General features: G+C 73.0%; 20 protein-coding genes. 11 read left to right on the top strand and 9 right to left on the bottom strand.

Annotation, left to right across the window (positions count from 1 at the left end; genetic code table 11):
* Positions 1-59 precede the first annotated feature (59 nt).
* Entirely contained in the window at positions 60-737 is a 678-nt protein-coding gene (locus tag ACFRAC_RS29675) for a potassium channel family protein (protein ID WP_382934546.1), read from the bottom strand.
* Positions 737-1,408, bottom strand: a complete 672-nt coding sequence (locus ACFRAC_RS29670; protein WP_382934542.1) for a potassium channel family protein — start codon at positions 1,406-1,408, stop codon at positions 737-739. The genes ACFRAC_RS29675 and ACFRAC_RS29670 overlap by 1 nt, the downstream gene beginning before the upstream one ends.
* Positions 1,409-1,735: 327 nt before the next feature.
* Between ACFRAC_RS29670 and ACFRAC_RS29665 the strand changes: the two genes are divergently transcribed.
* A complete protein-coding gene (locus tag ACFRAC_RS29665; protein WP_382934535.1) occupies positions 1,736-3,784 on the top strand; it encodes an APC family permease in 2,049 nt (682 codons plus the stop codon).
* Positions 3,785-3,897: 113 nt separating this feature from the next.
* Positions 3,898-5,226: a class I SAM-dependent RNA methyltransferase gene (locus ACFRAC_RS29660; RefSeq protein WP_382934529.1), complete on the top strand. Its 1,329-nt coding sequence runs from the start codon at positions 3,898-3,900 to the stop codon at positions 5,224-5,226.
* Here the strand turns inward: ACFRAC_RS29660 and ACFRAC_RS29655 are convergent, their stop codons facing one another.
* From ACFRAC_RS29655 to ACFRAC_RS29645, 3 genes are read right to left on the bottom strand one after another with little or no spacing between them, the layout of a single operon-like run.
* Entirely contained in the window at positions 5,227-7,269 is a 2,043-nt protein-coding gene (locus ACFRAC_RS29655) for a JmjC domain-containing protein (RefSeq protein WP_382934522.1), read from the bottom strand.
* On the bottom strand, positions 7,266-8,225 hold the full coding sequence (locus ACFRAC_RS29650; protein ID WP_382934515.1) for a metallopeptidase TldD-related protein: 960 nt from the start codon (positions 8,223-8,225) through the stop codon (positions 7,266-7,268). Before ACFRAC_RS29650 ends, ACFRAC_RS29655 begins: the two co-directional genes overlap by 4 nt.
* An 8-nt stretch (positions 8,226-8,233) precedes the next feature.
* Positions 8,234-9,517, bottom strand: a complete 1,284-nt coding sequence (locus ACFRAC_RS29645; protein ID WP_382934509.1) for an MFS transporter — start codon at positions 9,515-9,517, stop codon at positions 8,234-8,236.
* Between the two features lie 720 nt (positions 9,518-10,237).
* On the opposite strand from ACFRAC_RS29645, the gene ACFRAC_RS29640 reads away from it, so the two are divergent.
* The 6 genes from ACFRAC_RS29640 to ACFRAC_RS29615 all read left to right on the top strand — a co-directional run bounded on the left by ACFRAC_RS29640 (position 10,238) and on the right by ACFRAC_RS29615 (position 17,294).
* The gene (locus ACFRAC_RS29640; RefSeq protein WP_258872951.1) at positions 10,238-10,366 is read left to right on the top strand and encodes a hypothetical protein; all 129 of its coding nucleotides are present in this window, start codon (positions 10,238-10,240) and stop codon (positions 10,364-10,366) included.
* 96 nt (positions 10,367-10,462) lie between these two features.
* Complete coding sequence (locus tag ACFRAC_RS29635; RefSeq protein WP_382934503.1) at positions 10,463-12,325, top strand: B12-binding domain-containing radical SAM protein; 1,863 nt, start codon at positions 10,463-10,465, stop codon at positions 12,323-12,325.
* Positions 12,312-13,280: a DUF692 family multinuclear iron-containing protein gene (locus tag ACFRAC_RS29630; protein WP_382934497.1), complete on the top strand. Its 969-nt coding sequence runs from the start codon at positions 12,312-12,314 to the stop codon at positions 13,278-13,280. Before ACFRAC_RS29635 ends, ACFRAC_RS29630 begins: the two co-directional genes overlap by 14 nt.
* Entirely contained in the window at positions 13,262-14,026 is a 765-nt protein-coding gene (locus ACFRAC_RS29625) for a hypothetical protein (RefSeq protein ID WP_382934491.1), read from the top strand. Before ACFRAC_RS29630 ends, ACFRAC_RS29625 begins: the two co-directional genes overlap by 19 nt.
* On the top strand, positions 14,023-15,243 hold the full coding sequence (locus ACFRAC_RS29620) for a tol-pal system YbgF family protein (protein WP_382934487.1): 1,221 nt from the start codon (positions 14,023-14,025) through the stop codon (positions 15,241-15,243). The genes ACFRAC_RS29625 and ACFRAC_RS29620 overlap by 4 nt, the downstream gene beginning before the upstream one ends.
* Complete coding sequence (locus ACFRAC_RS29615; RefSeq protein ID WP_382934484.1) at positions 15,240-17,294, top strand: aKG-HExxH-type peptide beta-hydroxylase; 2,055 nt, start codon at positions 15,240-15,242, stop codon at positions 17,292-17,294. Before ACFRAC_RS29620 ends, ACFRAC_RS29615 begins: the two co-directional genes overlap by 4 nt.
* Before the next feature lie 163 nt (positions 17,295-17,457).
* On the opposite strand, the gene ACFRAC_RS29610 is transcribed toward ACFRAC_RS29615, so the two are convergent.
* Both ACFRAC_RS29610 and ACFRAC_RS29605 read right to left on the bottom strand, forming a co-directional pair.
* Positions 17,458-18,609, bottom strand: coding sequence for a DUF3103 family protein (locus ACFRAC_RS29610; protein WP_382934480.1), 1,152 nt, complete (start codon positions 18,607-18,609; stop codon positions 17,458-17,460).
* A gap of 213 nt (positions 18,610-18,822) precedes the next feature.
* On the bottom strand, positions 18,823-19,098 hold the full coding sequence (locus ACFRAC_RS29605) for a DUF3253 domain-containing protein (RefSeq protein WP_382934477.1): 276 nt from the start codon (positions 19,096-19,098) through the stop codon (positions 18,823-18,825).
* A 339-nt stretch (positions 19,099-19,437) separates the two neighbouring features.
* Here ACFRAC_RS29605 and ACFRAC_RS29600 point away from each other — a divergent pair, with 339 nt between their 5' ends.
* A complete protein-coding gene (locus ACFRAC_RS29600) occupies positions 19,438-20,172 on the top strand; it encodes a HEAT repeat domain-containing protein (RefSeq protein ID WP_382934473.1) in 735 nt (244 codons plus the stop codon).
* On the top strand, positions 20,166-21,182 hold the full coding sequence (locus tag ACFRAC_RS29595; protein ID WP_382934469.1) for a MerR family transcriptional regulator: 1,017 nt from the start codon (positions 20,166-20,168) through the stop codon (positions 21,180-21,182). Before ACFRAC_RS29600 ends, ACFRAC_RS29595 begins: the two co-directional genes overlap by 7 nt.
* 20 nt (positions 21,183-21,202) lie before the next feature.
* Here ACFRAC_RS29595 and ACFRAC_RS29590 read toward each other — a convergent pair whose 3' ends face one another.
* Together ACFRAC_RS29590 and ACFRAC_RS29585 are read right to left on the bottom strand one after the other, a co-directional pair.
* Positions 21,203-21,817: a VOC family protein gene (locus ACFRAC_RS29590; protein ID WP_382934466.1), complete on the bottom strand. Its 615-nt coding sequence runs from the start codon at positions 21,815-21,817 to the stop codon at positions 21,203-21,205.
* 81 nt (positions 21,818-21,898) lie between these two features.
* Positions 21,899-22,663, bottom strand: coding sequence for an SDR family oxidoreductase (locus ACFRAC_RS29585; protein ID WP_382934461.1), 765 nt, complete (start codon positions 22,661-22,663; stop codon positions 21,899-21,901).
* A gap of 359 nt (positions 22,664-23,022) precedes the next feature.
* On the opposite strand from ACFRAC_RS29585, the gene ACFRAC_RS29580 reads away from it, so the two are divergent.
* Positions 23,023-23,412, top strand: coding sequence for a cell division protein SepF (locus ACFRAC_RS29580; protein ID WP_181890209.1), 390 nt, complete (start codon positions 23,023-23,025; stop codon positions 23,410-23,412).
* Positions 23,413-23,494: the final 82 nt, after the last annotated feature.

Genomic DNA, 23,494 nt, shown 5'->3' with positions numbered 1-23,494 from the left:
GGGGGGGGGGGGCCCCCCCCCCCCCGCGGCCCCCCCTCCGTCGTCTCAGGAGAAGCCGGTCAGTCCGCCATGTCCTCCCGGCGGACCGACAGCAGGTCCTCCAGCTGCTCCTCGCGGGCCTGCGCGGCCACGAAGAGAAGCTCGTCGCCCGCCTCCAGGGAGTCCTCCCGGGACGGGGTCAGCACCCGGGTGCCGCGGATGATCGTGACCAGGGACGTGTCCTGCGGCCACTCCACGTCACCGACCTGGGTGCCGGCCAGGGCCGACTCCTCCGGCAGGGTCAGCTCCACGAGGTTGGCGTCGCCGTGGCTGAAGCGCAGCAGGCGGACCAGGTCGCCGACGCTCACCGCCTCCTCGACCAGGGCCGACATCAGACGCGGGGTGGAGACCGCCACGTCCACGCCCCAGGCCTCGTTGAACAGCCACTCGTTCTTGGGGTTGTTCACCCGGGCGACGACGCGCGGGACGCCGTACTCCGTCTTCGCCAGCAGGGAGACGACCAGGTTGACCTTGTCGTCGCCCGTCGCGGCGATCACCACGTTGCAGCGCTGCAGCGCCGCCTCGTCCAGCGACGTGATCTCGCAGGCGTCGGCCAGCAGCCACTCCGCCTGCGGGACGCGCTCGACCGAGATGGCGGTCGGCGCCTTGTCGATGAGCAGGACCTCGTGCCCGTTCTCCAGCAGTTCGGCCGCGATGGAGCGGCCCACCGCACCGGCACCGGCAATGGCGACCCTCATCAGTGACCGCCCTCCTCTTCGGGACCCTTGGCGAACGCCGCCTCGACCTTGTCGACCTCTTCGGTGCGCATCATCACGTGCACCAGGTCGCCGTCCTGCAGCACCGTCTGCGAGGTGGGCAGGATCGCCTCACCGAGGCGGGTCAGGAACGCCACCCGCACGCCCGTCTCCTCCTGGAGCCGGCTGATCTTGTGGCCCACCCACTCCGCGGAGGCGTGCACCTCGGCGAGCTGCACGCCGCCGGTGGGGTCCCGCCACAGCGGCTCGGCGCCCGAGGGCAGCAGCCGGCGCAGCATCTGGTCGGCCGTCCAGCGGACGGTCGCCACGGTCGGGATGCCGAGGCGCTGGTAGACCTCGGCGCGGCGCGGGTCGTAGATCCGGGCCGCGACGTTCTCCACGCCGAACATCTCGCGGGCCACGCGTGCGGAGATGATGTTGGAGTTGTCCCCGCTGGAGACGGCCGCGAAGGCACCCGCCTCCTCGATGCCCGCCTCGCGCAAAGTGTCCTGGTCGAAGCCGACGCCGGTGACGCGGCGGCCTCCGAAGCCCGGGCCCAGCCGGCGGAACGCGGTGGGGTCCTGGTCGATCACTGCGACCGTGTGCCCTTGCTGCTCCAGGGTCTGGGCCAGAGCGGAGCCCACCCTTCCGCAACCCATGATGACGATGTGCACGGTCCTACCCCGCACTCCTCGATAGGCGTCCGACTTGCGTGAACGTGGCGCTCATGTCTCTTCTCTCGAATCGCCGGGCAACAGGCGCGGTCCGGTCGCAGACCGCAGGGCAACATCATGCCGGGCTTTCCCGCCGATGATCCCCCGCGGTTCGCATCGTGGGCTCGGCGGCACCGTGCCGGACTCCCGCCCGCACCCACGCTCCACGGTAACGTCCGGATCCCGCCGCCCCGGACGATGGCGCGAACGCAGGTCACAGCGGTGCGCCGGGCGTGATGTTCCCCCGGATGTGCTCCGCACCTGGCGGGGGGCATACGATTCCCTGTTGTGTCCAAACTGACCGACGTGCCCAAGCGGATCCTCATCGGGCGCGCCCTGCGCAGCGACCGGCTGGCGGAAACGCTCCTGCCGAAGCGCATCGCCCTGCCCGTGTTCGCTTCCGACCCGCTGTCCTCCGTGGCGTACGCGCCCGGCGAGGTGCTGCTGGTCCTCTCCATCGCGGGTGTGTCGGCCTACCACTTCAGCCCCTGGATCGCCGCCGCGGTCGTCGTGCTGATGTTCACGGTGGTCGCCTCCTACCGGCAGAACGTCCACGCCTACCCGAGCGGCGGCGGCGACTACGAGGTGGCCACCACCAACCTCGGCCCCAAGGCCGGGCTCACGGTCGCGAGCGCCCTGCTCGTCGACTACGTCCTCACCGTGGCCGTGTCCATCTCCTCCGGCATCGAGAACCTCGGCTCCGCGGTCCCGTTCGTCGTCGAGCACAAGGTCGAGTGCGCCGTCGCCGTGATCCTGCTGCTGACCGTGATGAACCTGCGCGGCGTCAAGGAGTCCGGCGGCCTGTTCGCCATCCCGACGTACGTGTTCGTCGCGGGCGTCTTCATCATGATCGCGTGGGGCGCGTTCCGCGGGGTCGTCCTCGGCGACACCATGCGGGCACCCACCTCGACGTTCGAGATCAAACCCGAGCACCAGGGCCTCGCGGGCTTCGCGCTCGTCTTCCTGCTGCTGCGCGCCTTCTCCTCCGGCTGCGCCGCGCTCACCGGCGTCGAGGCGATCTCCAACGGCGTCCCGGCCTTCCGCAAGCCCAAGTCGAAGAACGCCGCGACCACGCTCGCTCTGATGGGCCTGCTCGCCGTCACCATGTTCTGCGGCATCATCGGGCTCGCCATGGCCACCAAGGTCCGCATGGCCGAGAACCCGGCCGTCGACCTGATCAAGGACGGCGCCGCGGTCGGCTCCGGCTACGTCCAGAACCCGGTCATCACCCAGGTCGCCGAGGCCGTCTTCGGCAAGGGCACCTTCCTCTTCGTGGTGCTCGCCGCCGCCACCGCCCTCGTGCTGTTCCTGGCCGCCAACACCGCCTACAACGGCTTCCCGGTGCTCGGCTCGATCCTCGCCCAGGACCGCTACCTGCCGCGCCAGCTGCACACCCGCGGCGACCGGCTCGCCTTCTCCAACGGCATCGTGCTCCTCGCCGGCGCCGCCGCCCTCCTGGTCTGGATCTACGGGGCCGACTCCACCCGGCTGATCCAGCTCTACATCGTCGGCGTCTTCGTGTCGTTCACGCTCAGCCAGATCGGCATGGTCCGGCACTGGAACCGGCTGCTCGCCACCGAGAAGGACCAGACCAAGCGGCGCCACATGGTCCGCTCCCGCGCGATCAACACCTTCGGCGCCTTCTTCACCGGACTGGTTCTGATCGTCGTCCTCGTCACCAAGTTCACCCACGGCGCCTGGGTGGCCCTGCTCGGCATGGTCATCTTCTACGGCACGATGACCGCGATCCGCCGCCACTACGACCGCGTCTCCGCGGAACTCGCCGCCCCCGAGGGCCCCAGCGACGACAGCGCACGGCCGTCCCGGGTGCACTCGGTCGTCCTGGTCTCCAAGCTCCACCGTCCCGCGCTGCGCGCCCTGGCCTACGCCAAGCTGCTGCGCTCGGACAGCCTGGAGGCGCTCAGCGTCAACGTCGACCCGGCCGAGACCAAGGCGCTGCGCGAGGAGTGGGAGCGGCGCGGCATCGACGTACCGCTGAAGGTCCTCGACTCGCCCTACCGCGAGATCACGCGGCCGATCATCGAGTACGTGAAGGGGCTGCGCAGGGAGTCGCCGCGCGACGCCGTGTCCGTGATCATCCCCGAGTACGTCGTCGGCCACTGGTACGAGCACCTGCTGCACAACCAGAGCGCGCTGCGCCTGAAGGGGCGGCTGCTGTTCACCCCCGGCGTCATGGTCACGTCGGTGCCCTACCAGCTCCAGTCCTCCGAGGCGGCCAAGCTGCGCGCCCGCAGGCGCGGCGAGTGGAACGCCCCGGGTTCGGTGCGGCGCGGACCGGCGCAGGAGCGGCCGAAGGAGCCCGAGACCCGGAAGTGACCGGCCGGGACGGAGAGCCCGCAGACGCACGTAGACTGGTCGGCTGTTGTCAGGCCCACCGCCAGCCGCGCGCCCGGGCCCTAACCCCCACTCGATCTGGAGTCACCCCACCCATGCAGGCAGAAGAGAAGAAGTCGCTGGTGGGGGAGGAGTACGAGGTCGAGATCGGCCCCGTCGCCCACGGCGGGCACTGCGTCGCCCGCACCGACGCCGGCCAGGTGTTGTTCGTCCGGCACACCCTGCCCGGCGAGCGCGTCGTGGCCCGGGTGACCGAGGGCGAGGAGGGCGACCGGTACCTGCGCGCGGACGCCGTGGAGATCCTGTCCCCGTCAAAGGACCGCATCGAGGCGCCCTGCCCGTTCGCCGGCCCCGGCCGCTGCGGCGGCTGCGACTGGCAGCACGCCAAGCCCGGAGCCCAGCGCCGGTTCAAGGGCGAGGTCGTCGCCGAGCAGCTCCAGCGGCTCGCCGGGCTCTCCCCGGAGGACGTCGGCTGGGACGGCACGGTGATGCCGGCCGAGGGCGACAAGCTGCCCGCCGGCCAGGTGCCGCAGTGGCGCACCCGCGTGCAGTACGCCGTCGACGCCGACGGGCACGCCGGACTGCGCCGGCACCGCTCGCACGAGGTGGAGCGGATCGACCACTGCATGATCGCCGCCGAGGGCGTCAGCGAGCTGGGCATCGAGAAGCGGGACTGGTCCGGCATGGCGTCCGTGGAGGCCATCGCGGCGACCGGCTCCCAGGACCGGCAGGTCATCCTGACGCCCCGGCCGGGAGCGCGCCTCCCGATCGTCGAGCTCGACCGCCCGGTCTCGGTGATGCGCGTCGACGAGAAGGACGGCGGCACGCACCGGGTGCACGGCCGGCCCTTCGTCCGCGAGCGTGCCGACGGCCGTACGTACCGCGTCGGCAGCGGCGGCTTCTGGCAGGTCCACCCGAAGGCCGCGGACACCCTGGTGACGGCCGTCATGCAGGGCCTAATGCCCCGCAAGGGCGAGATGGCCCTGGACCTGTACTGCGGCGTGGGCCTCTTCGCGGGCGCCCTCGCCGACCGCCTCGGCGACAACGGCGCGGTCCTCGGCATCGAGTCCGGCAAGCGCGCGGTGGAGGACGCCCGGCACAACCTGGCCGACTTCGACCGGGTCCGCATCGAGCAGGGCAAGGTCGAATCGGTCCTGCCGCGCACCGGCATCACCGAGGTCGACCTCATCGTCCTGGACCCGCCGCGCGCCGGCGCCGGCCGTAAGACCGTCGAGCACCTGGCGTCCCTGGGCGCCCGCCGCATCGCCTACGTCGCCTGCGACCCGGCCGCCCTCGCCCGGGACCTGGGGTACTTCCGGGACGGGGGGTACCGGGTGCGGACGCTGCGGGCGTTCGACCTGTTCCCGATGACGCATCACGTGGAGTGCGTGGCGATCCTGGAGCCGGTCAAGAAGCCGGCCTGATCACACCCCTTGGTCCTCCAGCCCCCACAGCCCGGTCCACAGTGTGTGGCCCTGTGACGTCAGGCGTCCGTCGTGGCGCAGGGCGGTCAGGGAGTCGCGGATGCGCCGGGACAGGGCCGGGACGGAGAGGGGGGCGTCGTCGTGGCGGCGCAGGAACTCTCGTTCGGTCACGGCCGTGTACGTGTCCCGGAGCAGTGCGGCGGCCGGCAGGCCGGTCTCGGCGGACGGCGGGCGCACGACGGTCGCCGGCTCCTCGCTCAGCGCGTACAGCTCACCGATCGCGTCGTAGCGCGTCTGGGCGGCGGCCCGGCACAGCTGCCGGGCGGTCTCCAGAGGGCCGGTGCCGGCGAGGACGGCCGCGCCGCGGAACCCGGGCACGGTCTCCGGCACGGGGGGCGCCTGCGCCGGGATGAGCCGGCTCAGGGAGGCGCGGATGTCGTCCGCGGCCGGGGACCACACCTTCTCGATCAGGGTCAGGGCCTGTGCGACCGTCTCCAGGAACTCCTCCGAGTGCGCCCCGCCCGGCGGCTGCGGGAAGCGGCGGCCCGCCGGGTGGAAGGCGGTGTACCAGGAATGCGGCGGCAGGAGGCGGGGACCGTTCTCCGCGAGGGTCGGGAGCAGGGTCACGTGCGGGCCGGCCGTCTCTCCGGTCAGGTCCGTCGACGGCAGTCGTACGCCGTCCAGGGCCACGTGCGACCCGTGCACCTCGATGGTCACCGTCTCGCCTGCCGTGCCCGGCAGTTCGATCACTCGGCCCGCCGACAGCAGTGCCAGCTCCGTGGGGGCGCTGAGGGCGGCCACCAGGGGGGCTCCCGGTGTGAGCACCTCGTAGCGGAGCAGTTCGGGCAGGCAGAACGATGTGAGGTGGGCCAGCAAGGTGTCCGGCGCGCGTCGGTAGCCGGCCTCGCGCTCGCGCTCCGCCTGCCGTACCCAGGACGTCACCTCGGGGCTGCGGCACCACGCCAGCAAGGCGGGGTGCGGCAGTCGTGTCAGTCCGTTCACCACCTCCTGGACCGAGGCGGCCAGACGCGGGTCGCCGCAGGCTCCGGCTCGGTCCCTGGCCAGCACCAGGAGCCGTTTGAGGCAGCGTTTGGCCGTCAGGTCTCCGAGCAGGGCGGTCGTCTCGCCGGGCAGGACGGCCTTCGCGAGGTCGACCGGGGGTGCCGCGCCCGTGAACAGGGGCTTGATCGGGGTGACGTCGACCGTGACCGGGTCGACCTCGACGGGCTCCGGCCGCGGCGGGTCCAGTTCGGGGCGGTGCCGGGCCACGGTGGAGCGGCGGGACTCCTGCCAGCGGGCCAGGACGCGCCGCCGTAACGCGGGGTCCGCGAGCAGGTCGAGGAGGCCGTCGAGGGACTGTTCGTCGGGAGCGGCCGGCAGCGGCGAGGGGTGCCACCACGCGCGGAGCCCGGACAACTCCTCGTGGAGCAGCGGCCAGAGCTCGGTGAGCGGGGTGACCAGATTGCAGGTCATGGTGAGGGAGAGGGAGCGGCCGGTGGACGTGCCCCAGTGCGGGTGGAACAGCGGGATGTACAGCAGGTCGCCCGCCTCGACCACGAACTCCTCGTAATCGTCGGTGAGATAGAACTGACCCGAGAGGGACGGATCCTCCAGGACACGCCGGCGCCGGTCCGTCTCCGGTACGGCCGCGGGGGAGCCGATGCGCCAGACCTTGCTGCCGTCCTGCTGGAGGGTGAAGTTGTCGTCGTAGTCGAAGTGGCAGCCGATGCTGCCGGGCGCGTGGGTGCGCGACACGTCGAAGGTCACACGCGGCCATCCCAGCTTCTGCTGGAGTTCCCCGGCGCGCCGCGCCAGCCGGGGGCTCAGCGCGTCCGCGCCCTTGACGAACTCGATGCGTCCCGGGTCGCGGGCGAGCCGGTCGGGCGCCTGCTCACGGACCCGCTCGACGATCGCGTCCGCCTCCTCGTAGCTCAGGGTCAGCCCCAGGAGGTCGTGCGCGCCGCCCTTGACGAACAGCGGCTTCCGGCGCCAGTACTCGGCCAGGAAACGCTCGTAGGACAGGCCCCTCACGAACTCCGTCATGGTGTTCCTCCGTCCGGATACAGCAGCAGGTCGTCGAAGAGCAGGTACGGGGCTTCCAGGGAGACGCACACCTCCTGGCCCTTCTTGTCGCAGCGGTGGTAGGGGTCGTTCATCACCACGTGATCGCCGACGCCGCGCAGCCTCCTCATGAGCTGGACCTTGTGGCCGCGCAGCACCAGGTCGCCGTACACCTCGTCGGTGATCCGTCCGTGGCGGATCCGCCGGGCCCAGGCCGGCTTGAGCAGGACGTACTCCCGTACGGAGCCGCCCTCGCGCGGCGCGCCGAGCAGGAAGCCGTCCGTGACCTGCCCGATGAGGTCCTCGACGCGGTGCTCGCCCGGCGCCACGCTCAGCACGCCCATCCGGGGGAGCGCCTCGCGGGCGGTGGAGGCGCGGCGGCCGTGGCCGTTGCTGCCGGTGGGGCCCGGGTGGGACCGGCTCGTCAGCAGTCCGGTCCAGCGGCCGTCCTCGACCAGCCGGACCGGGGCCGCCGCCGTGCCCTCGTCGTCGCGGACGTAGGACCCGCAGTGGCCGGGCCGGGTCGGGTCGTCGGTCACCGTCAGCGGGACGCGGGTCCAGCGGTCCCCGAGGCCGATGCCCAACCGGTGCCCGTAGTCGGCGTGGTTGTCGGCCTCGCTGGTGTGCCCGACACACTCGTGCACGGCGATGGCTGCCATCAGCGGTGTCATCACCACGGGCAGGGCGGTGCGGGCCGGCAGCGGGCGGGCGACCCGGACGGCGTCCAGGTCGGTGCGGAGGGAGTGCAGGCCCTCCGACAGCAGCGCCGTCCGGAGGCCGGACGGGTTGGGCGCGCGGGCGCCCCATTGGACGAGCCCGCCGCCCTCGTGCGTCACCAGGACCGCCCATCCCGTGGCGTCCGCCTCGACCGTGACGCGCATTCCGGGCAACCGCTCGCACAGCGCCGCCAGTTCGCCGGTCAGCGAGCGCGTCGTCACCGCCGTGCTCATTCGGCCTTGCCGCCCCCGGCGACAGCCGTCTGCCCGGCGGGGTCCGGCACCGGCGCCTCGGTGCCGGCGGCACCGAGGGTCGCCACGTCCCGTACGGCCAGCGGCAGTACGGAGGTGACGAAGACGACGGCACCGGCCACGGCCATCGCGGTGACGGCCTGCCCGGCGCCCGCCACCAGCAGACCGGCCAGCATCTGCCCGGCCGGCATGCCTACGAAAGAGGCGAAGAAGTCGAGGGCGAAGACGCGCCCGAGAAGTGCGCGCGGGACGTGCCGCTGGATGGCCGTCGTCTTGAGTACGTCGAAGAACTGCACGCCCGCGCCGCCGAGCGCGAACAGCGCGACCAGCACGGGCAGGGAGGAGGTCGCCGCGAACGCGAGGCAGGCGACGCCGAACAGGCTGATCGCGGCCAGCGCCCACAGGCCCGGCCGCCGGAACAGCTTCTGCGTCAGGCCCGCGACGGCCGCACCGCCGATGCCGCCGAGGGCGAACGCCGACAGGACGAACCCGTATCCGGCCGGGCCGCCGAGACGGTCGTCGGCGATCAGCGGGACCAGGACGAACCAGGGGCCCACGGCGAACAGCACATGGATGACGGCCATCGCCTCCAGGGCCATCAGCCACCGCATCCGCACGACCACCCGGATCCCGGCGACGGCCTCCGCGAACATCGACTCCTCGTCCCGGACCGCGGGCTTTCGCCGCTCGCCGAGCCGCCGTCCGACCATCAGCAGGGTGAGCGAGGAGACGGCGAAGGTCACGGCGTCCACCCACAGCGCGCTGCGCGGGCCTACCGCCGCCACCAGCAGGCCGGCCCCGGCCGGGCCGACGACCTGGCCGGTGTTCTTCAGCATGTTGGTGGCGGCGTTGGCCTGTTCCAGCGTCCGCTCCGGGACGAGGGAGGGCACGACGGAGTCGTAGGCCGGCTGGAAGATCGACTCGCCGGCGCCCATCAGGAAGGTGATGAGGGCGAGCGCCCACAGGGGTGCTCCGTTCCCCAGCGCGATGAGCAGCAGGACGGCGGAGAGCCGGACCACGTCGCTGGACATCATCAGGCGGAGCTTGTCCATCCGGTCGGCGAGCACGCCACCGACCAGGATGAGCAACGCGAGCGCGCCGAAGCGGGAGCCGAAGACGACGCCGAGCGAGAAGGCGGACTCCTCCCGGCCGAGCGCCAGGGCGACGACGGCCATGGGGAACAGTTGATCGCCGATGATGCTGACCAGCTGACCGGACCACAGCCAGCGGTAGCCGGCATGCGAAAAGGGCCCACGCCCCACGATTCCCCCCAGTGACGGATCGCCCAGGCGGTCGGCAGGCTCGCCGCGCCGGAATTCCAGCCACGTCAGGACTGTTTTCGGTCGGTGCTTTCGGGACAGTCGCTCACGTGATGGTGCCGAAGAAGCTTACGGGGCGGCGCGCGCATCTGTCACCGTGCTCATCGATTCCGCTGTCGCCGTGCGCCGGGAATTGCCGTTTCATTGCCGTCCGGGGCGCGCTTCTGGAATTGTTGAATCCTGATCCACTGGCCTAAACTTATTGTTGACAGGCTCGGGAAAATCTCCTTAGCCTCGCTGTGTCGGAAGCCCGGAGCCGGGCTTCACGGGGGCATCGCCTGACGCAGCGATGCGTGACCACGGGGGCTTTACTGTGACGTCTGCCGTTCGTGCGGGGCCCTGCCACGGCGCTCCTTCCTGTTCTCTCTGATCCTTTCCTCCATTCCCGCCGCAGCGCGGTCCCTTTCCTCTCTTTCCGCGCGCCCGGTGCGCCGGCGCGGTGAGAGGCGCCCGGACCGCACGCCCGGTGGGATACGCCAGGCCGCGGCATGCCCGGGAGCAAGGAATTCCCCTGGCGCCGGCGGGCCTATGGCGCCCCGTGCCTCCTCGGGTTTCTGCGGACGTGCATTCATGCCGGAGTTCCGCCGAGGAGAAGGAAAAAACTCCGTTGTGGGGTCCGGTGTGTCCGCACGCTGTCCCTCGCCTGTCGAGAAAGGAATTGCCATGAACGAAGAGCAGATCCAGACGGACGTGAACGAGGACCTGCTGACCGAGCTGGACGGCCTGGAGGTCGTCGAGGCCGCCGAGCTCCAGGACGGCGCCGCGTTCCACGCCTTCCGCTTCGCGGTCTGACGCACGGCCGTCGCCGGCGAGCGGAGCCCCGCCCGGGACCCCGCTCGCCGGCCTCGGCGCCCGAACCGAACCCCGCCGGCCCGACGAGGAGAAGCGGTGCCTCAGCGGACACCTCCCACAGCGGTGCATCTGGTCTTCCCCGGGGTGACCGAGGCCCGCCTGTTCCCCTACCTCAGCCTCCCCATGCTCGTCGCCTACCTGCGCCGGCACGGGGTCGCGGCGGCCCAGAGCGACCTCAACATCGCGCTGACCCACCGGCTCCTGGAGCCCGTGGCGCTGAAGGAGCGGCTCCGGCTGGGCGGACTCGACGAGTTCGACGAGACCCTGCTGTCCTTCGCGGAACAGCGGCACGACCTGCTCCACCGGACCGTCGTCCGCAAGGAGACGACGTCGCTGCCCTGGGACGTGGGCTTCCGTCTGGTCAACAACGTCCTCGACATCATGCTGCGGGGCAGCGCGCTGACCCGCACCGTGACCAGCCTGCCCGAGGTCTTCCACCTCGCCGAGCAGCAACCGGCGGCCGACGACCTCGCCGCCCGTCGATACGACGACCTCACCCTCGCCGCGCTCAACGACCGCCCGGCCCGCGTCCTCGGCCTCTCCATCGCGTACTTCAGTCAGCTCGCGCCCGCCCTCCGCGTGGCGAGACTGGTGAAAGAGCACGCCCCCGGCACGATCGTCGTCCTCGGCGGACAGCAGCTGATGATGCGGGGCGCCGAACTCGCCGCCCGGCCCGAGACGTTCCGCCACGTCGACGCGCTCGTCACCACCCAGGGCGAAGCGGTGCTGCACCGGCTCGCCGAAGCGGTCGAGGCGGGCCGCCCGCTCGCCGGCGTACCAGGACTGATCACCGCGGGGGGTGGCGGCGCCCCCGCGCCCGAACACCACCTCGCGGACAACCCGCCGCCCGACTTCGAGGGCCTGCCCTTCTCGTCGTACCTCAGCCCCGAGCCGCAGCTCCCGCTCATCTCCTGCGTGGGCTGCTACTGGGGCCGCTGCACCTTCTGCTCCTACGGCAACCGCAGCCGCGGCCGCTACCAGCAGCTCACCCAGGAACAGCTCGCCGACCACGTGGAGCACAGCCTGCGCCGCACGGACGCGCGCTTCGTGGCGTTCGTCGACGAGAACTGCAACCTGCGGCTCGTCCTGGGCGCCGCCGAGCTGGTGCGAGCCCGCGGCCACACCTTCACCTGGTCGACCCGCAACCGGCTGGAGCCCCTGCTCGCCGACCGGGCCTTCGTGCAGCGGATGTACGACGCGGGCTGCCGGCTGATGAGCGTCGGCTACGAGACCAACTCCCAGCGGCTGCTCGACCTCGTCGACAAAGGAGTACGGGCCGACCTGTACGAGCGGATCGTCGAACTGCTCGACGAGGTGGGCATCGTGCTGCGGCTCAGCGTCATGGGCGGGCTGCCCGGCGAGACGGCCGAGGAGGCCCGGGAGAGCCGGGAGTTCCTCGTCCGCAACTCGGCCCGGCTCGGCATCGACGCCGCCCAGATGATGATCGCCGAACCGACCTCGCTGCTCGCCTCCGAGCCCCGCCACCGCGTCGGCCTCACCCTGGCCGACGGGGACGCGCTCCAGTCCAACAGCGGCTTCAGCTACCTGGCCGGACGGCACGGCAGAGCCATCGCCTACGAGGGCACCTCGCGCGAGGAACGGGCCGACTGGCTCCGCGAGACCGTCCGCGTGGTGCTCCCCGGCAAGAACGACGAGAAACACCCGCGGTGGAAGAAGGCCGGCGGCGCACGGCCGATGGACGAACTGGTCCTGCACCCCTGGATCGTCCCGCTGGAGGGACGCCTGATCGACCTGCGCTGGCGCATGCGGTACGGCATCGGACCCGGGCACGTCACCCTCCGCTCGTCAGGCGTCGTACGACGCCTGACGGCCCGTACCGAACAGGGCCGCAGACTGCTGGGCCTGCTGAAGGAGGCGGATGTCGGTGACCACAGCTGAACCCCTGCCCCGCCCCGGCCGCACGGGCCGCCCCGCACGCCGGGGACTGGGCGCCGGAATGGACCTGCCCTGGGGAGCCCCGATCGGCTTCGACCCCGACGAGGCGGGACCCAACGAACGCGTCCGCAACTTCCTCGCCCGGCACGGCGGCGACTACGCCTACTACGCCTTCGCCTTCCAGCCCCGCGGACCGGTGCCGCTGCACGCCGCACACTACGTGGAGCCGTACCGGCGCCTGATGGACCAGCTCCCCGCCGGCACCCCGGTCGCCCTGCACCAGACCATGCTGAACCTCGGCACCGTCGAACCGTACGACCGCGGCCCCGTCTACGCGTTCACCAACGAACTGCACCGGCACTTCGACTGGCAGTGGGTCGTCGAGGACCTCGGCATGTGGTCCCTGGGCGGCATCCCCATGCCCTATCCGCTGCCGCCCTACCTCGTCGAGGAGAACGTCGCCCACGTCGCCGGCACCATCCGCGAGGCGATGCGGGAACTCGACCCGGTGCTGCGCGTGGAGTTCCCGGGCTTCACCGACGGCGTCACCGTCGTCGTCGGCGACATGGACGCCTACGACTTCTTCCGCCGGGTCGCCGAACTCAGCGGCGCCGACGTCACCCTGGACGTCGGGCACCTGATCAGCTGGAGATGGTGGCGCGGCGAACGGGGCGCCGGCCTCTACGCCGACCTGGACCGGCTGCCGCTCGACCAGTGCACCGAACTCCACCTCTCCGGTTCGGCGATCAGCCGTGACCGCTTCCTCGACCTCCACCACGGCGTGCTCCTCGACGAGCAACTGATCCTGGCGGAACGGCTCCTCGAGCTGTGCCCCCGGCTGGAAGCGGTCACCTACGAAGACCCCAACTACGACAGGACCGGCACGCTGGTACCCAAGAGCCTCCCCAACCTCCAACGTCTGCGGAAGGCGGTGGACCGGTGGTCGGCGGCGAACTGACCGAACTCAACCGGGCGTTCAAGCAGCGCCTCACCTACCCGAGCCCCCGTCGCACCGGCGGCGTCGACGGCGTCGCCGCCATGGACCCGGCCGCACCCGCCGCGCTGCGCGCGGTGGACGCCGAACAGCTCGCCAGGGTCGCGCACGAACTCACCCAGGGCATCTCCCAGGGCGCCATCGGCGGCGTCCCCCTGCGCGAACACTTCGAGGGCAGCCTGCGCGCGCTGTACCCGAACCGGCACAACGCCGGACAGCGCGCGGTGGCGGAGTTCCTGCGCGGCCCCCACTGCGCCGACGTCGACATGCTCGGGCTGTGCCGCGGCCGGTCGGTGACCGAGGCGTTCGGGGATTTCCTGCTCGACAAGGCCGGACACGGCACGGACACCGCGCCGCTGATCGAGCGGGAACTGCTGGCCGCCCTGGTCAAGACCCTGGCCCGGCACCCCGAACCGGGCTATCTGATCCGCCACCCGCACGTGTGCCGCACCGGGGAGGGCTCCTGGGCCGCCTGGACGGACGGCGCCCGCCCGCAGCGCGACCCGGAGCGCGCGCCCACGGCACCCGCCGTCTTCGTCGCCTGCGGCGGCCGGTACTTCGCGGGCGCGCTGAGCACCCCCCTGACCGCCGCCCTGCTGGGAGAGGCGGAACCCCGGCCGGGCTGGGTCGCCGCCGGGACCACCGGCGGACGCGGTGACGCCGTCGGCCGCGCCCGCGACGCCCTCCGGAGGAAGGGACTGATCCCGTGATCGCGCTGCACGAGGAACACGGCGAGGTCGTGGCGAGCTGGACGCGACTGGGCTACCGGGCGGAGTCCGTCGTCTGCTTCGACCGGCACCTCGACCTGAAACCGCTCACCCGCGCGGCGGCCGCGCGGCTGACCCGTCTCACCGGTGAACACCCCGTCGAGGCCGAGAACCGCAAACTGCCCATCAGAGAGGTCGACGGCAGCTACGGCCTGGACGACTTCTACGCGGCCGGCGCCGCCCTCGGCCTGGTGTCCAGACTGACCTGGGTCCGCGCCACGCGGGAAGCGGACTCCCCGGCCGCCCGGCGCCGGCTGCTCGCCGCGCTCAGCGTGATCGCCGCGGAACCCGACGCCCTCGACACCACCCGCTTCGACGAACACGGCGCGCTGCACACCCGCGTCTGCGGTCTCGACCTGGCCGTCCACACCCCGGCCAGCTTCGGCGCCACGCCCCAGGACCCTGCCAGCCGGGTCGACCTCGACCTGGACTGGTTCGCCGACGTACGCACCGGCCAGGACCACCAGCCGGACGAACTCCTGCGCCTGCTGGACCGGCACGGCCTCCTCGGCAACGTCGACTCCATGACGTACTCGGTACGCAGCGGCTTCCTGCCGGAGTCCCGACGCGACCTGGCCCCGCTGCTCGCCGGGGAGCTGGGACGCGGCACACGGCAGCGCGAGCGGGACGCCCTGCCCCTGCCGCAAGCCACCTTCACCGCCCTGCGCGGCGCGGCGGACCCCCTGCCGCCGGAGCGGTACGAGGCCGAACTGGATCCGCTCGGCGCGGTCGGCACCGCCCTGCTGGGCCTGCTGCACCTGCACACCGCGGGCGACCCCGACGAGGCCGGCCGGTGCTGGCACGAGGCGGCCCACGCGGGCTGCCGCTCCTCCTGGCTGGCGTACGGCATCGGCCTGTCCCACTACGGAAGGCGGGCCTTCACGGAGGCGGGGGAGTGGTTCCGGCGCGCGACGGGGGAACGCACGGACACGATCGAGGTGAAGTCCGCCTTCCTCGCCGCCCTGTGCACCCTGCGGAGCGGCGCGTACGAGGAGGCGCACCGCGCCCTCCTCGGCTTCGCCCGGCGCTATCCGCTGCACGCCGACGCGGCACGGCTCGCGGCCGGACTCGGTGACCGTCTGGGGATCGAACGGCAGCCCTGGCTCGCGCGGCAGATCGACGCACAGGACCGGCTACTCGGGAACGGAGCGGCAGCATGAGCCCCACCACGGAGCGACGGCCGGAACCGCTGGCCGTGCTCGACGACGACTTCTTCGACAACCACTGGAGGCGCGCGCCGGTCGTCCTGCGCGGCGCGGCCCGGGACTTCCTCGCCCCGGCACCAGGGCGCGAGGAGGTCAGAGCCCTGTCCGACGCCACCACCGGGGTCCAGACGGACGGCCGCTCCATCTGGTTCCTCGAAGGGCTGCGCGAGGGACTGCCCGGCGTGGCCGAGCTGTGCGTGGCGGCCCGGAAGACGTTCGACTGGGACGACCTGTGGTGCGACGTGTTCCTCACCGAGGGCAGCTCCTCGATCGGCTCCCACATCGACAACAGCGACAACTTCACCGTCCAGCTCGAAGGCAGCAAGCGCTGGCGACTGGCCCCGCCTACCACGCTGGACCCCGAGCAGCGACGGCTGCGCCTGCTCGGCGAACCCGGCGTGGGCGACGCCCCGATGACCGGGGACGCGCGGGAGTTCACCCTCCACCCGGGCGACGTGCTGTACATCCCGCTGCTGTGGCGGCACTGGGGCGTCTCGTCCGGCGACAGCCTCAGCGCCAGCCTGGTGGTGAACGCCAGGACCGTCTGGCAGTCCCTCCACCGCGCCCTCGGCGCCGAACTGCGCCACGAGGAGACATGGCAACGGCCGCTGCCGGTCGGGCCCGGAACCGGCGCGGCCCGCCGGGCACGGCTCGCCCAGGCCGTCACGGAGCTCGGCGACAGCGGCGCACTGGAACGGACCAGGCGAAAGGCGGAACGGGAAGTGGCGACACGCGCGGCACGAGGACCGGTCGACAGGCTCGACATCGACATGGCGGCGGTGAAGGGGTTCGTCGCCACGGCACCCGCACCCCCGGCGGACGGCTTCGTCCTGCCCGGTGGTGGCACCCCGGACACCGCAGCCCCGCTCAACGCGCTGCTCGCCCGCAAGAACCTGCGCGACCTGCTGAAACTGGTGCTACGGCGCTTCGCGCAGACCTCCGGCGAGCCGGAACGCGAGCTTTACCAGGCCGCGGTGACTGCCCTGACCACCGCGCCCGCCACCGCGTTGGAGGCGCTGCTCACCGGCCCCGACGTCAGCTCGTGGATCGCGGTGGCCAAGCAGGAGCCGGGCGAACTGCCCGTCCCCCGGCAGGAGGACCCGCTCGCCCACTGGCTCGCCTTCTTCCTGCTGCCCGAACTGGCGGCCTGCACCGGCACGGTGCCCGTTCCGGAGATCCGCGTGCCCGCCGACCGCGACGGCGGGCTGGCCGTGCCCCGGCTGGGCCGCGCGGTCGCCGTCGGCTCGGGGACCGGCACCTGGTCGCTGACGGTCGCGGGGGACGGATCCGTCCTCGCCCGCGACGGCGCCACCACGGTCGCCCTCTCCGACGGCGGGCCGGACACGAGGACGCTGCAACGCGTCCTGGACGGCCCCTGGATCGTGCCCGCTCCCTCCCGGTGGCTGGACCGGCATCTGCCCCCGACCGAGGTGCTGCCCTCCGTCGAACCGGCCGACGTGGCGCGCTTCCACGCCGAGTTCACCGAGGCCGCGGAGCTGCTGCGCGCGGTGTGGCCCGAGGCCTGGGACGAGACCCGGGTGTGCGTGGAGCGTCTGCTGCCGATGCCGTGGGCCGGTCTGCGGCCGCACAACTACAGCATCCACGCCTTCCGCGGCCAGATCGTCAGCAGCCCACGCCCGGCGCTGATGGCGGCGCAGACCATGGTGCACGAGACCGGCCACAACCGGATGAGCACCCTCATCGATCTGGTGCCCCTGTGCGCCAACCCCGACGACCGCGCCGTCAGCCCTGTCGTCGACGCCGACCGGCCGCTGACAGCGGTCTTCCACGGCTGCTACTCCTTCGCCCGGGAGATCCACCTGACCGCCCTGCTGATCGACAAGGGCGTCCCCGAGGTGCCCACCACCGACATCCGCGGCTACCTGGCCCAGCGCACCGGGATCGTGCGGGCCGCCTGGGCCCTGCTGCACGAGCGGGCACGACTGGAGCCGGCCGGCGCGGCGATCCTCGCGGAAGTGGAGGCCATCCTGGACCGGCTGTCGTGAGACGGCGCCGGCGCAGGAGCCATGCGAACCCGACGCCTCGGAACCGGCGGCCTACAGGTCGCCCCGTCGCGCCGGGCTGCGCCGGTGACGTCGGGACCGAGCATCCCCGCCGGGTGGCCGCCGCCCGGGTGACCCGGCCCCCGAAGAGGCCGGGTCCGGGGGCTCAGAGCTCCGACACGAAGTACCGCTCCACCGTCATCCGGGCGTTGGCCGAGGCGCCCGCGCGGGTGCCGGCGGTCTCGCGGGCCAGGGTGTAGAAGGAGTCGACGTAGTCCGGGTCGTCGGTCCACCACGAGGTGGGCATGGCGTCGACGATCGCGTCGACCAGCGGGATGTACGCGCCCTGGTCCGTGATCGTCAGCAGGGCCGCGGCGAGTGCCTTGGCCAGCGACGAGTAGTTGGTGTCGCCGTCGTCCTCCATGAGGACGGCGTCGGCCAGGTTGTACTTGTAGTTCGACCAGTTGACGAGGATCTGGCCCGGGTAGTAGGTCGTGTTGGCGCTGTCGAGGTACGGCATGGTGACCGTGTCGACGCGGACCTTGCCGTCCGTGCCGAAGCCGGTGACGAGACCGAACACCTCGGCGTCGCCCTTGAACCAGGGTTCCTTGACGTCCGCCACGCTGATCGACGTGATCCGGGTCGTCCAGAAGCCGGAGGCCGCGGCCGACGCGCCGGCGGAGCCGGAGACCGACGCGTCCGGCCGGGACAGGCCCCGGGCGGCCAGTTCCCTGTCGATGACCTTCAGGCCCGCGGCCAGCGCCGCCTGCCCGTCGACGCCGACGATGTACACGGGCCGGTCCGGCGCCTCGGCCGCGTCCAGCTCGTGCGCCCTGCCCGCGCTGTCGTAGGCGACGACGACCTGGGCGTCCTCGGCCGGTGCCGACGCGACCAGCGGGGTGGTGCGGGCGAGGTCGGCCGCGCTCACCGACCGGCCGGCGAGGCTCACCCGCAGCAGGGACGGCACGTCCTTGCCGAGCCCCTTCGCGCGGGCGACGTCCGTCTCGGCCCCGGCGAGGGTGCTCCGGAATGCCTTCACGGACGCCGTTCGGGACGTCGCCGTCAGGGCCAGCAGGTCCACGTCCTCGTCGGCCAGCGTCGCCGCCGCGACCTGCTTGCGCCAGGTGGGCTCGGCGAGGGTACGGGCGAGCGCGCGTGCCGTCGTGTCCTCGATCGAGGCGACGGGCGAGCTCGTGGGGGAAGGGGCCGGTGCGGCGGGGGCGGCGGCCGCCCCCGCGGTTCCCTGAAGGGTGGTCAGGGCCAGCCCGCTCAGCGCGAGCGCGGTCAGAGCCGCGCGGAGCCGTCTCTCAGCGAACAACTTGTCCTCCATGCAAGGGCGTTGCCCGGGTGGGGGCATGCCGGAAGTACCGCCGTGCGGCGCACGGCGGTCGTGCTCGTGCGAGTGCGGCTTCAGTGTGGAGGCTCTTCGTCTACGCGGATAGACGGCCGGACGGCGATTCATGGCCAAAGGTGTTCGAGTGCCGGGAAGATTCCGGCCGGCAGATGTCGGACCGGGGCGCGGGCGAGTGCGTCACCAGCCCGCGCGGCGGATACGGAGGGGGCCGCGGGCCTCGGCCTCCGTGACGGGCTCGCCGCCCTGGGTGACCTCGACCCTGCCCTCCGCCACGAGCCGCCACGCCGCCCGGCGGGCCGGTTCCATCAGGGCGCGCCAGCCCGCGCCGTCACCGTCGTACACCGCGCGGGCGGCGTCGGACGGGCAGATCGAGGACGTGGCCGCGCGGCGCTCCAGCAGACCGATGATGGCCTGCTCCAGCCGCCGGTCGAGCTGCCGGTCCGTCCCCGTCACGCCCTCCAGTGTGGCACCGGCCCGTCCGTCGCAGGTCGAGGGTGAGCGTGGCCGACCGCGCCCGGGAGACGCGGGCGTACGACCGGCCGGGCGATGCGCCGACGCCGTCCCGGTGCTCCGGCTCGCCGTCCAGGAGGGCGACCTCACACCTGCCGCACACCCCCTCGCGGCCACCGGACGGTACCCGGGGACCGGCGTGGGTCAGCGCGTCGCAGGGAGGCGTTCGGCCGGAACCGCTCGACGCGCAGGCGCTCCGGCGGGAACACCGCTCGGAATCCCCCGTACCCGTGGCGGGGACCGTGCGCCTTGACCTTGACACGGTGACAAGGTGTCCCCTGGGTGCAGGAGGTGGTTCCGATCGACCCGACCCACACGACCCCGCGCAACGCCCGCCTGACCGGCGCCCTGGGCGCCGAGGACCCGTCGGTCCGGCTCCAGGCGGCCCTGGCGGCCAGTTCGGCCCCCGACCTCGGCCTGCTGGACGCCCTCGTCGAACGCTGCGCCGTCGAACCGGACTTCTTCGTACGGGACATGCTGTCCTGGGCCCTGACCCGCCTGCCGCCCGGGCCGGCCCTGGCCAGGATCCGGCGGGAACTCGACGCCGACCGCGCCCAGGCCCGCGCGCAGGCCCTGCACACGCTCTCCAAGATCGGCGACCGGAGCGCGTGGACCTGGATCCCGCGTGCGCTGCTGCACGACCGGGACGACGAGGTGGCCCGGACCGCCTGGCGGGTCACGGTCGCCCTCGCGCCGGACGACGAGGAGACCCGCGCGGACCTGGCCGGTGAACTGGTCCGGCACCTGGGCCGCGGCGACCGGGCCGTACGGCTGAGCCTGAGCCGGGCGCTCGTCGACCTCGGGGACGTGACCCGGACGGCCCTGGAGCGGGCCACCGCCGACCCCGACCCGGCGGTGGCCACGCACGCCGCCGCCACCGAGGTGCTCCGGCAGCGGCCGGAGACCGGTTTCGACGCGGCGGTGGACGAGGCCAGGCGGACCGTCGCTCTCGGCCCGGAGGGGGCCGCGCGGCCCGCCCCGGCTCCGACGGCGGCCCCGGGGACCGGCCCATGCTGATCGGTGAGGTCGCCCGGCGCTCCGGGGTCAGCGCGCGGATGCTCCGGCACTACGACGCCCTCGGTCTGGTGCGGCCCACCGGCCGTACCGTCGGCGGCTACCGCGAGTACTCCGCCGAGGACGTCCGCCGGATCTTCCACGTGGAGAGCCTGCGGTCCCTCGGCCTCTCGCTCCACCAGGTCGCTCAGGCGCTGCGGGACCCGTCCTTCACCCCGGTCGCCCTGGTCGGCGACCTCATCCGGTGGACGCAGGAGCGGCTGGAGCGCGAACGGGAACTGCTCGAACGGCTCCGCGCGATCGACGCCGCGGCGCCGGCCGGCTGGCAGGACGTCCTGCGCGTCGTCGAACTCATGCAGGGCCTGGACTCGCCCCATGCCGCACGCCGGCAACAGGCCGTCCTGGCCCGGCAGGACGACGTCCCCGTGCCCGCCGAGCTGCTGGCCAAGGCCGTCCTGGCCGAGCCGGACCCGGTCGTGTCGGGCGCCCTGCGCTGGGCACTCGCCCGAACCGGCGACGCCGGGGTGACGACCCTGGCCGCCGCGGTGCGCGACGGGGACCCCGAGGCCCGGCGGCGGGCCGCGCGGGCGCTCGCCGACCTGGCCGAGCTCCCCGCGGCGGCGGCCGCGTTGGAGGACGCCCTCGAGGACCCGGACCCGGCGGTCCGCCGCCCGGCCGCCCTCGCGCTGGGCCGGCGGGGCGTGACCGCGGCCGTACCCGTGCTCGTCGGCATGGTGGTCGACGGCGTCAACGACGTCGACGCGGCGGAAGTCCTCGGCGCGCTGTCCGGGGCCCCGGCCCGCGCCGACCGCGTCCTGGCCGCCCTGACCGGCGAACTCGCCGCCCCCGACGCCGACTCCGCGACGCGCATCCGGCTGACGCAGGCGCTGGTCGAACTGCCGGCGACCGGGACCGCCGTACGGGAGGTGCTGGACCGGCTGTCCCGGGACGACGACCCCGCCGTAGCCCGCGTCGCTGCGGCCTTCGCCCGGCTGCTCGACGAACGGTCCTGACCGCCGGACCCCGCGTCACGTCACTCCGGCGGCTCCGTCCCCGCCTGCACCGCGACCATGTACCGCGCGTACCAGTCCGGCCAGTCGGGGTCCTCCGCGCCGGTGCGCGCCTCGTGCTCACCGTGCGCGGCGGCCCGGCGCAGGGCGCCCGCCAGGTCGTCGGCCGAGGCGTACGCCGTGGTCGAGGGGTCCAGACGGCCCGGCAGCCGGGTGGTGACCTCCTGGAGCACGTAGCCGTTCCCGTCCGGGTCGCTGAACGACAGGAAGGAGCCGTAGCTGCCGCGCTTCGGGTCGGGCCCCGGCACCCGCGCGTCCGTGCCGCCGTGGTGGAAGACGCCCCCGGCGTCGTGGAAGATCTCACTCGGTTCGGCGCCGTTCCGTTTCAGCTCGGTGTGGGCCGCCTCGATGTCGTCGACCACCAGGTGCAGACCGCGCGCCGTGCCCGGTGCCTGCTCGGTGACGTTCGTGCCGAAGATGACCGACGCCGGTGAGCCCGGAGGGGTCACCTGCACCACCCGGAACGAATCGTCCGTGACGACGTCCGCGTCGAGCCGCCAGCCCAGCGCCGTGTAGAAGTCCTTCGCCCGGTCGACGTCGGACACCGGCACCACGACGACCTCCAGTTTCATGTCCATGGTTGCGTGGCTCCCGTCTCGGAGGGCGGCGGCGCCGGGCGGACGTCGGCGCGTGCGGCCGTACGCCGGTACGTCGGGCGCTCAGCGCGCGACGAGCTGCTGGCCGCCGTCGATGTCGTAGGTGGCGCCGGTGAGCGCGCCGTTGGCCATGATGTGCAGCGCGAGGGAGGCGATGTCGCCCGGCCCGACGACCCGGCCGATGGGCAGCGTCCTGCGCAACTCCTCGCGACGCGCCTCCAGTTCCTCCCCCAGGAGCGAGGCGGACAGGGGCGTGTCCACGAAGCCCGCGGCGAGGAGGTTCACCCGCACCGGGGCGATCTCCACGGCCAGGTTCGCGGCCAGCGCGGGCAGGGCGGCGGTGAGCGCGCCGATCACGGCCATCCCGGGGGCGGGACGGCGGGCACCGGTGCCGCCGATGAACAGCAGCGCCCCGCCGGGCCTGACCTTGTCCCGGGAGGCCCGCCCCGCCGCGAGCAGCATCGCCAACCGCCCCCCGAAGTCCCGTCCGCCGGCGGCCAGGTCGAGGTCGGCGAGCGGCGTGTACGAGGGGCTGCCCGCCGTCACCAGGACGTGGTCGACCTGTCCGGGCAGGTCCCGCAGGAACCCCTCCAGACGGTCGGCGTCCATGGCGTCGAACGCGGCCGTGCTCAACGGCTCCAGTTCCTTCGCCGCCCGCTCCAGACGCTCCGGATCGCGGGCCGTCAGGATCACGTCCCCGCCGGCCGCCCGCACCTGCCGGGCGGTCTCCAGGCCGATGCCCGAACTGCCGCCCACGACCACGACCGTCTGCCCGGCGAACCCTCCCGGCACGGGGGCAACAGCGTTCGTCTCGTCGCTCGCTGTCACAGAAACTCACCGCCGTCCGCACGTCCGACACGAGCCCGGGGCAGCGGGGCACACCGGCGTCATCCATGTGCTCGCGGGAGTTTCCCGGCCGTTCCCGGACTCTCCGCCACGCACCGCCCGGCCCGAGACATCAGTCTGTCATCCGTCCGGCGCGGTCGCACGCGGGCCGGGCAAGGGTCCGCCCGCCCTGGGTACCCGGGCCGGGCGGCCCCGTTCCGGAGCCGCCGCCGGACCCGTCCACGCCCGGCGAGGACGGTGTGATTCCGTCGCGGGCCGTGTCGGTGTTGGGCCGAACGGGTGACTTGGCGTAAGAATTGACCGGTGCAGGCATTGAGGGCGAGTCAGGTCGGGGTGAGCCGGTGAACAGCTACGACGTCACCGATGAACAGTGGGAGGGGCTCGCCCAGGTCGTGCCTTTGCGGGGGCGTGACGCCTGGCCGTCGGCCGTGGACCACCGTGCGATGCCGGAGGCGGAGACGGAGCCGCGGCGGCGTTTCGTCGTCCTGCGGGTCAACGTGTTCGGGGACGCCCGGGAGGTCGCGGAGACCCTGATGGCGGGCATCCCGGTGCTGCTGGACCTGACGGGCGCCGAGAACGAGGTCGCCAAGCGGGTGCTCGACTTCAGCACGGGCGTGGTCTTCGGCCTGGGCAGCGGCATGCACCGCGTCGACCGGAACGTGTTCCTGCTGACCCCGCCCGGCACCGAGGTGAGCGGACTGATGCAGACGGCCGGCGTCCCCGGCGCGTGAGACACCGCGCCCGCCACGCGGCGCCGTACCCCGTTCGTAGGAAGCCCGCGAGGGTGGAACGGTTCGCCTGAGGACGACGGCT

It is taken from the genome of Streptomyces sp. NPDC056628, assembly GCF_042792555.1.
Classification (GTDB): Bacteria; Actinomycetota; Actinomycetes; order Streptomycetales; family Streptomycetaceae; genus Streptomyces.
Note: the sequence above shows the minus strand (reverse complement) of the source record. Positions and strands in the feature narration are given on the sequence as shown.

Coding starts and splice junctions, on each gene's coding strand:
- ACFRAC_RS29675 (WP_382934546.1), bottom strand. CDS start 737: ATGAGGGTCGCCATTGCCGGTGCCGGTGCGGTGGGCCGCTCCATCGCG.
- ACFRAC_RS29660 (WP_382934529.1), top strand. CDS start 3,898: ATGCAGGCAGAAGAGAAGAAGTCGCTGGTGGGGGAGGAGTACGAGGTC.
- ACFRAC_RS29655 (WP_382934522.1), bottom strand. CDS start 7,269: ATGACGGAGTTCGTGAGGGGCCTGTCCTACGAGCGTTTCCTGGCCGAG.
- ACFRAC_RS29640 (WP_258872951.1), top strand. CDS start 10,238: ATGAACGAAGAGCAGATCCAGACGGACGTGAACGAGGACCTGCTGACC.
- ACFRAC_RS29615 (WP_382934484.1), top strand. CDS start 15,240: ATGAGCCCCACCACGGAGCGACGGCCGGAACCGCTGGCCGTGCTCGAC.
- ACFRAC_RS29595 (WP_382934469.1), top strand. CDS start 20,166: ATGCTGATCGGTGAGGTCGCCCGGCGCTCCGGGGTCAGCGCGCGGATG.
- ACFRAC_RS29590 (WP_382934466.1), bottom strand. CDS start 21,817: ATGGACATGAAACTGGAGGTCGTCGTGGTGCCGGTGTCCGACGTCGAC.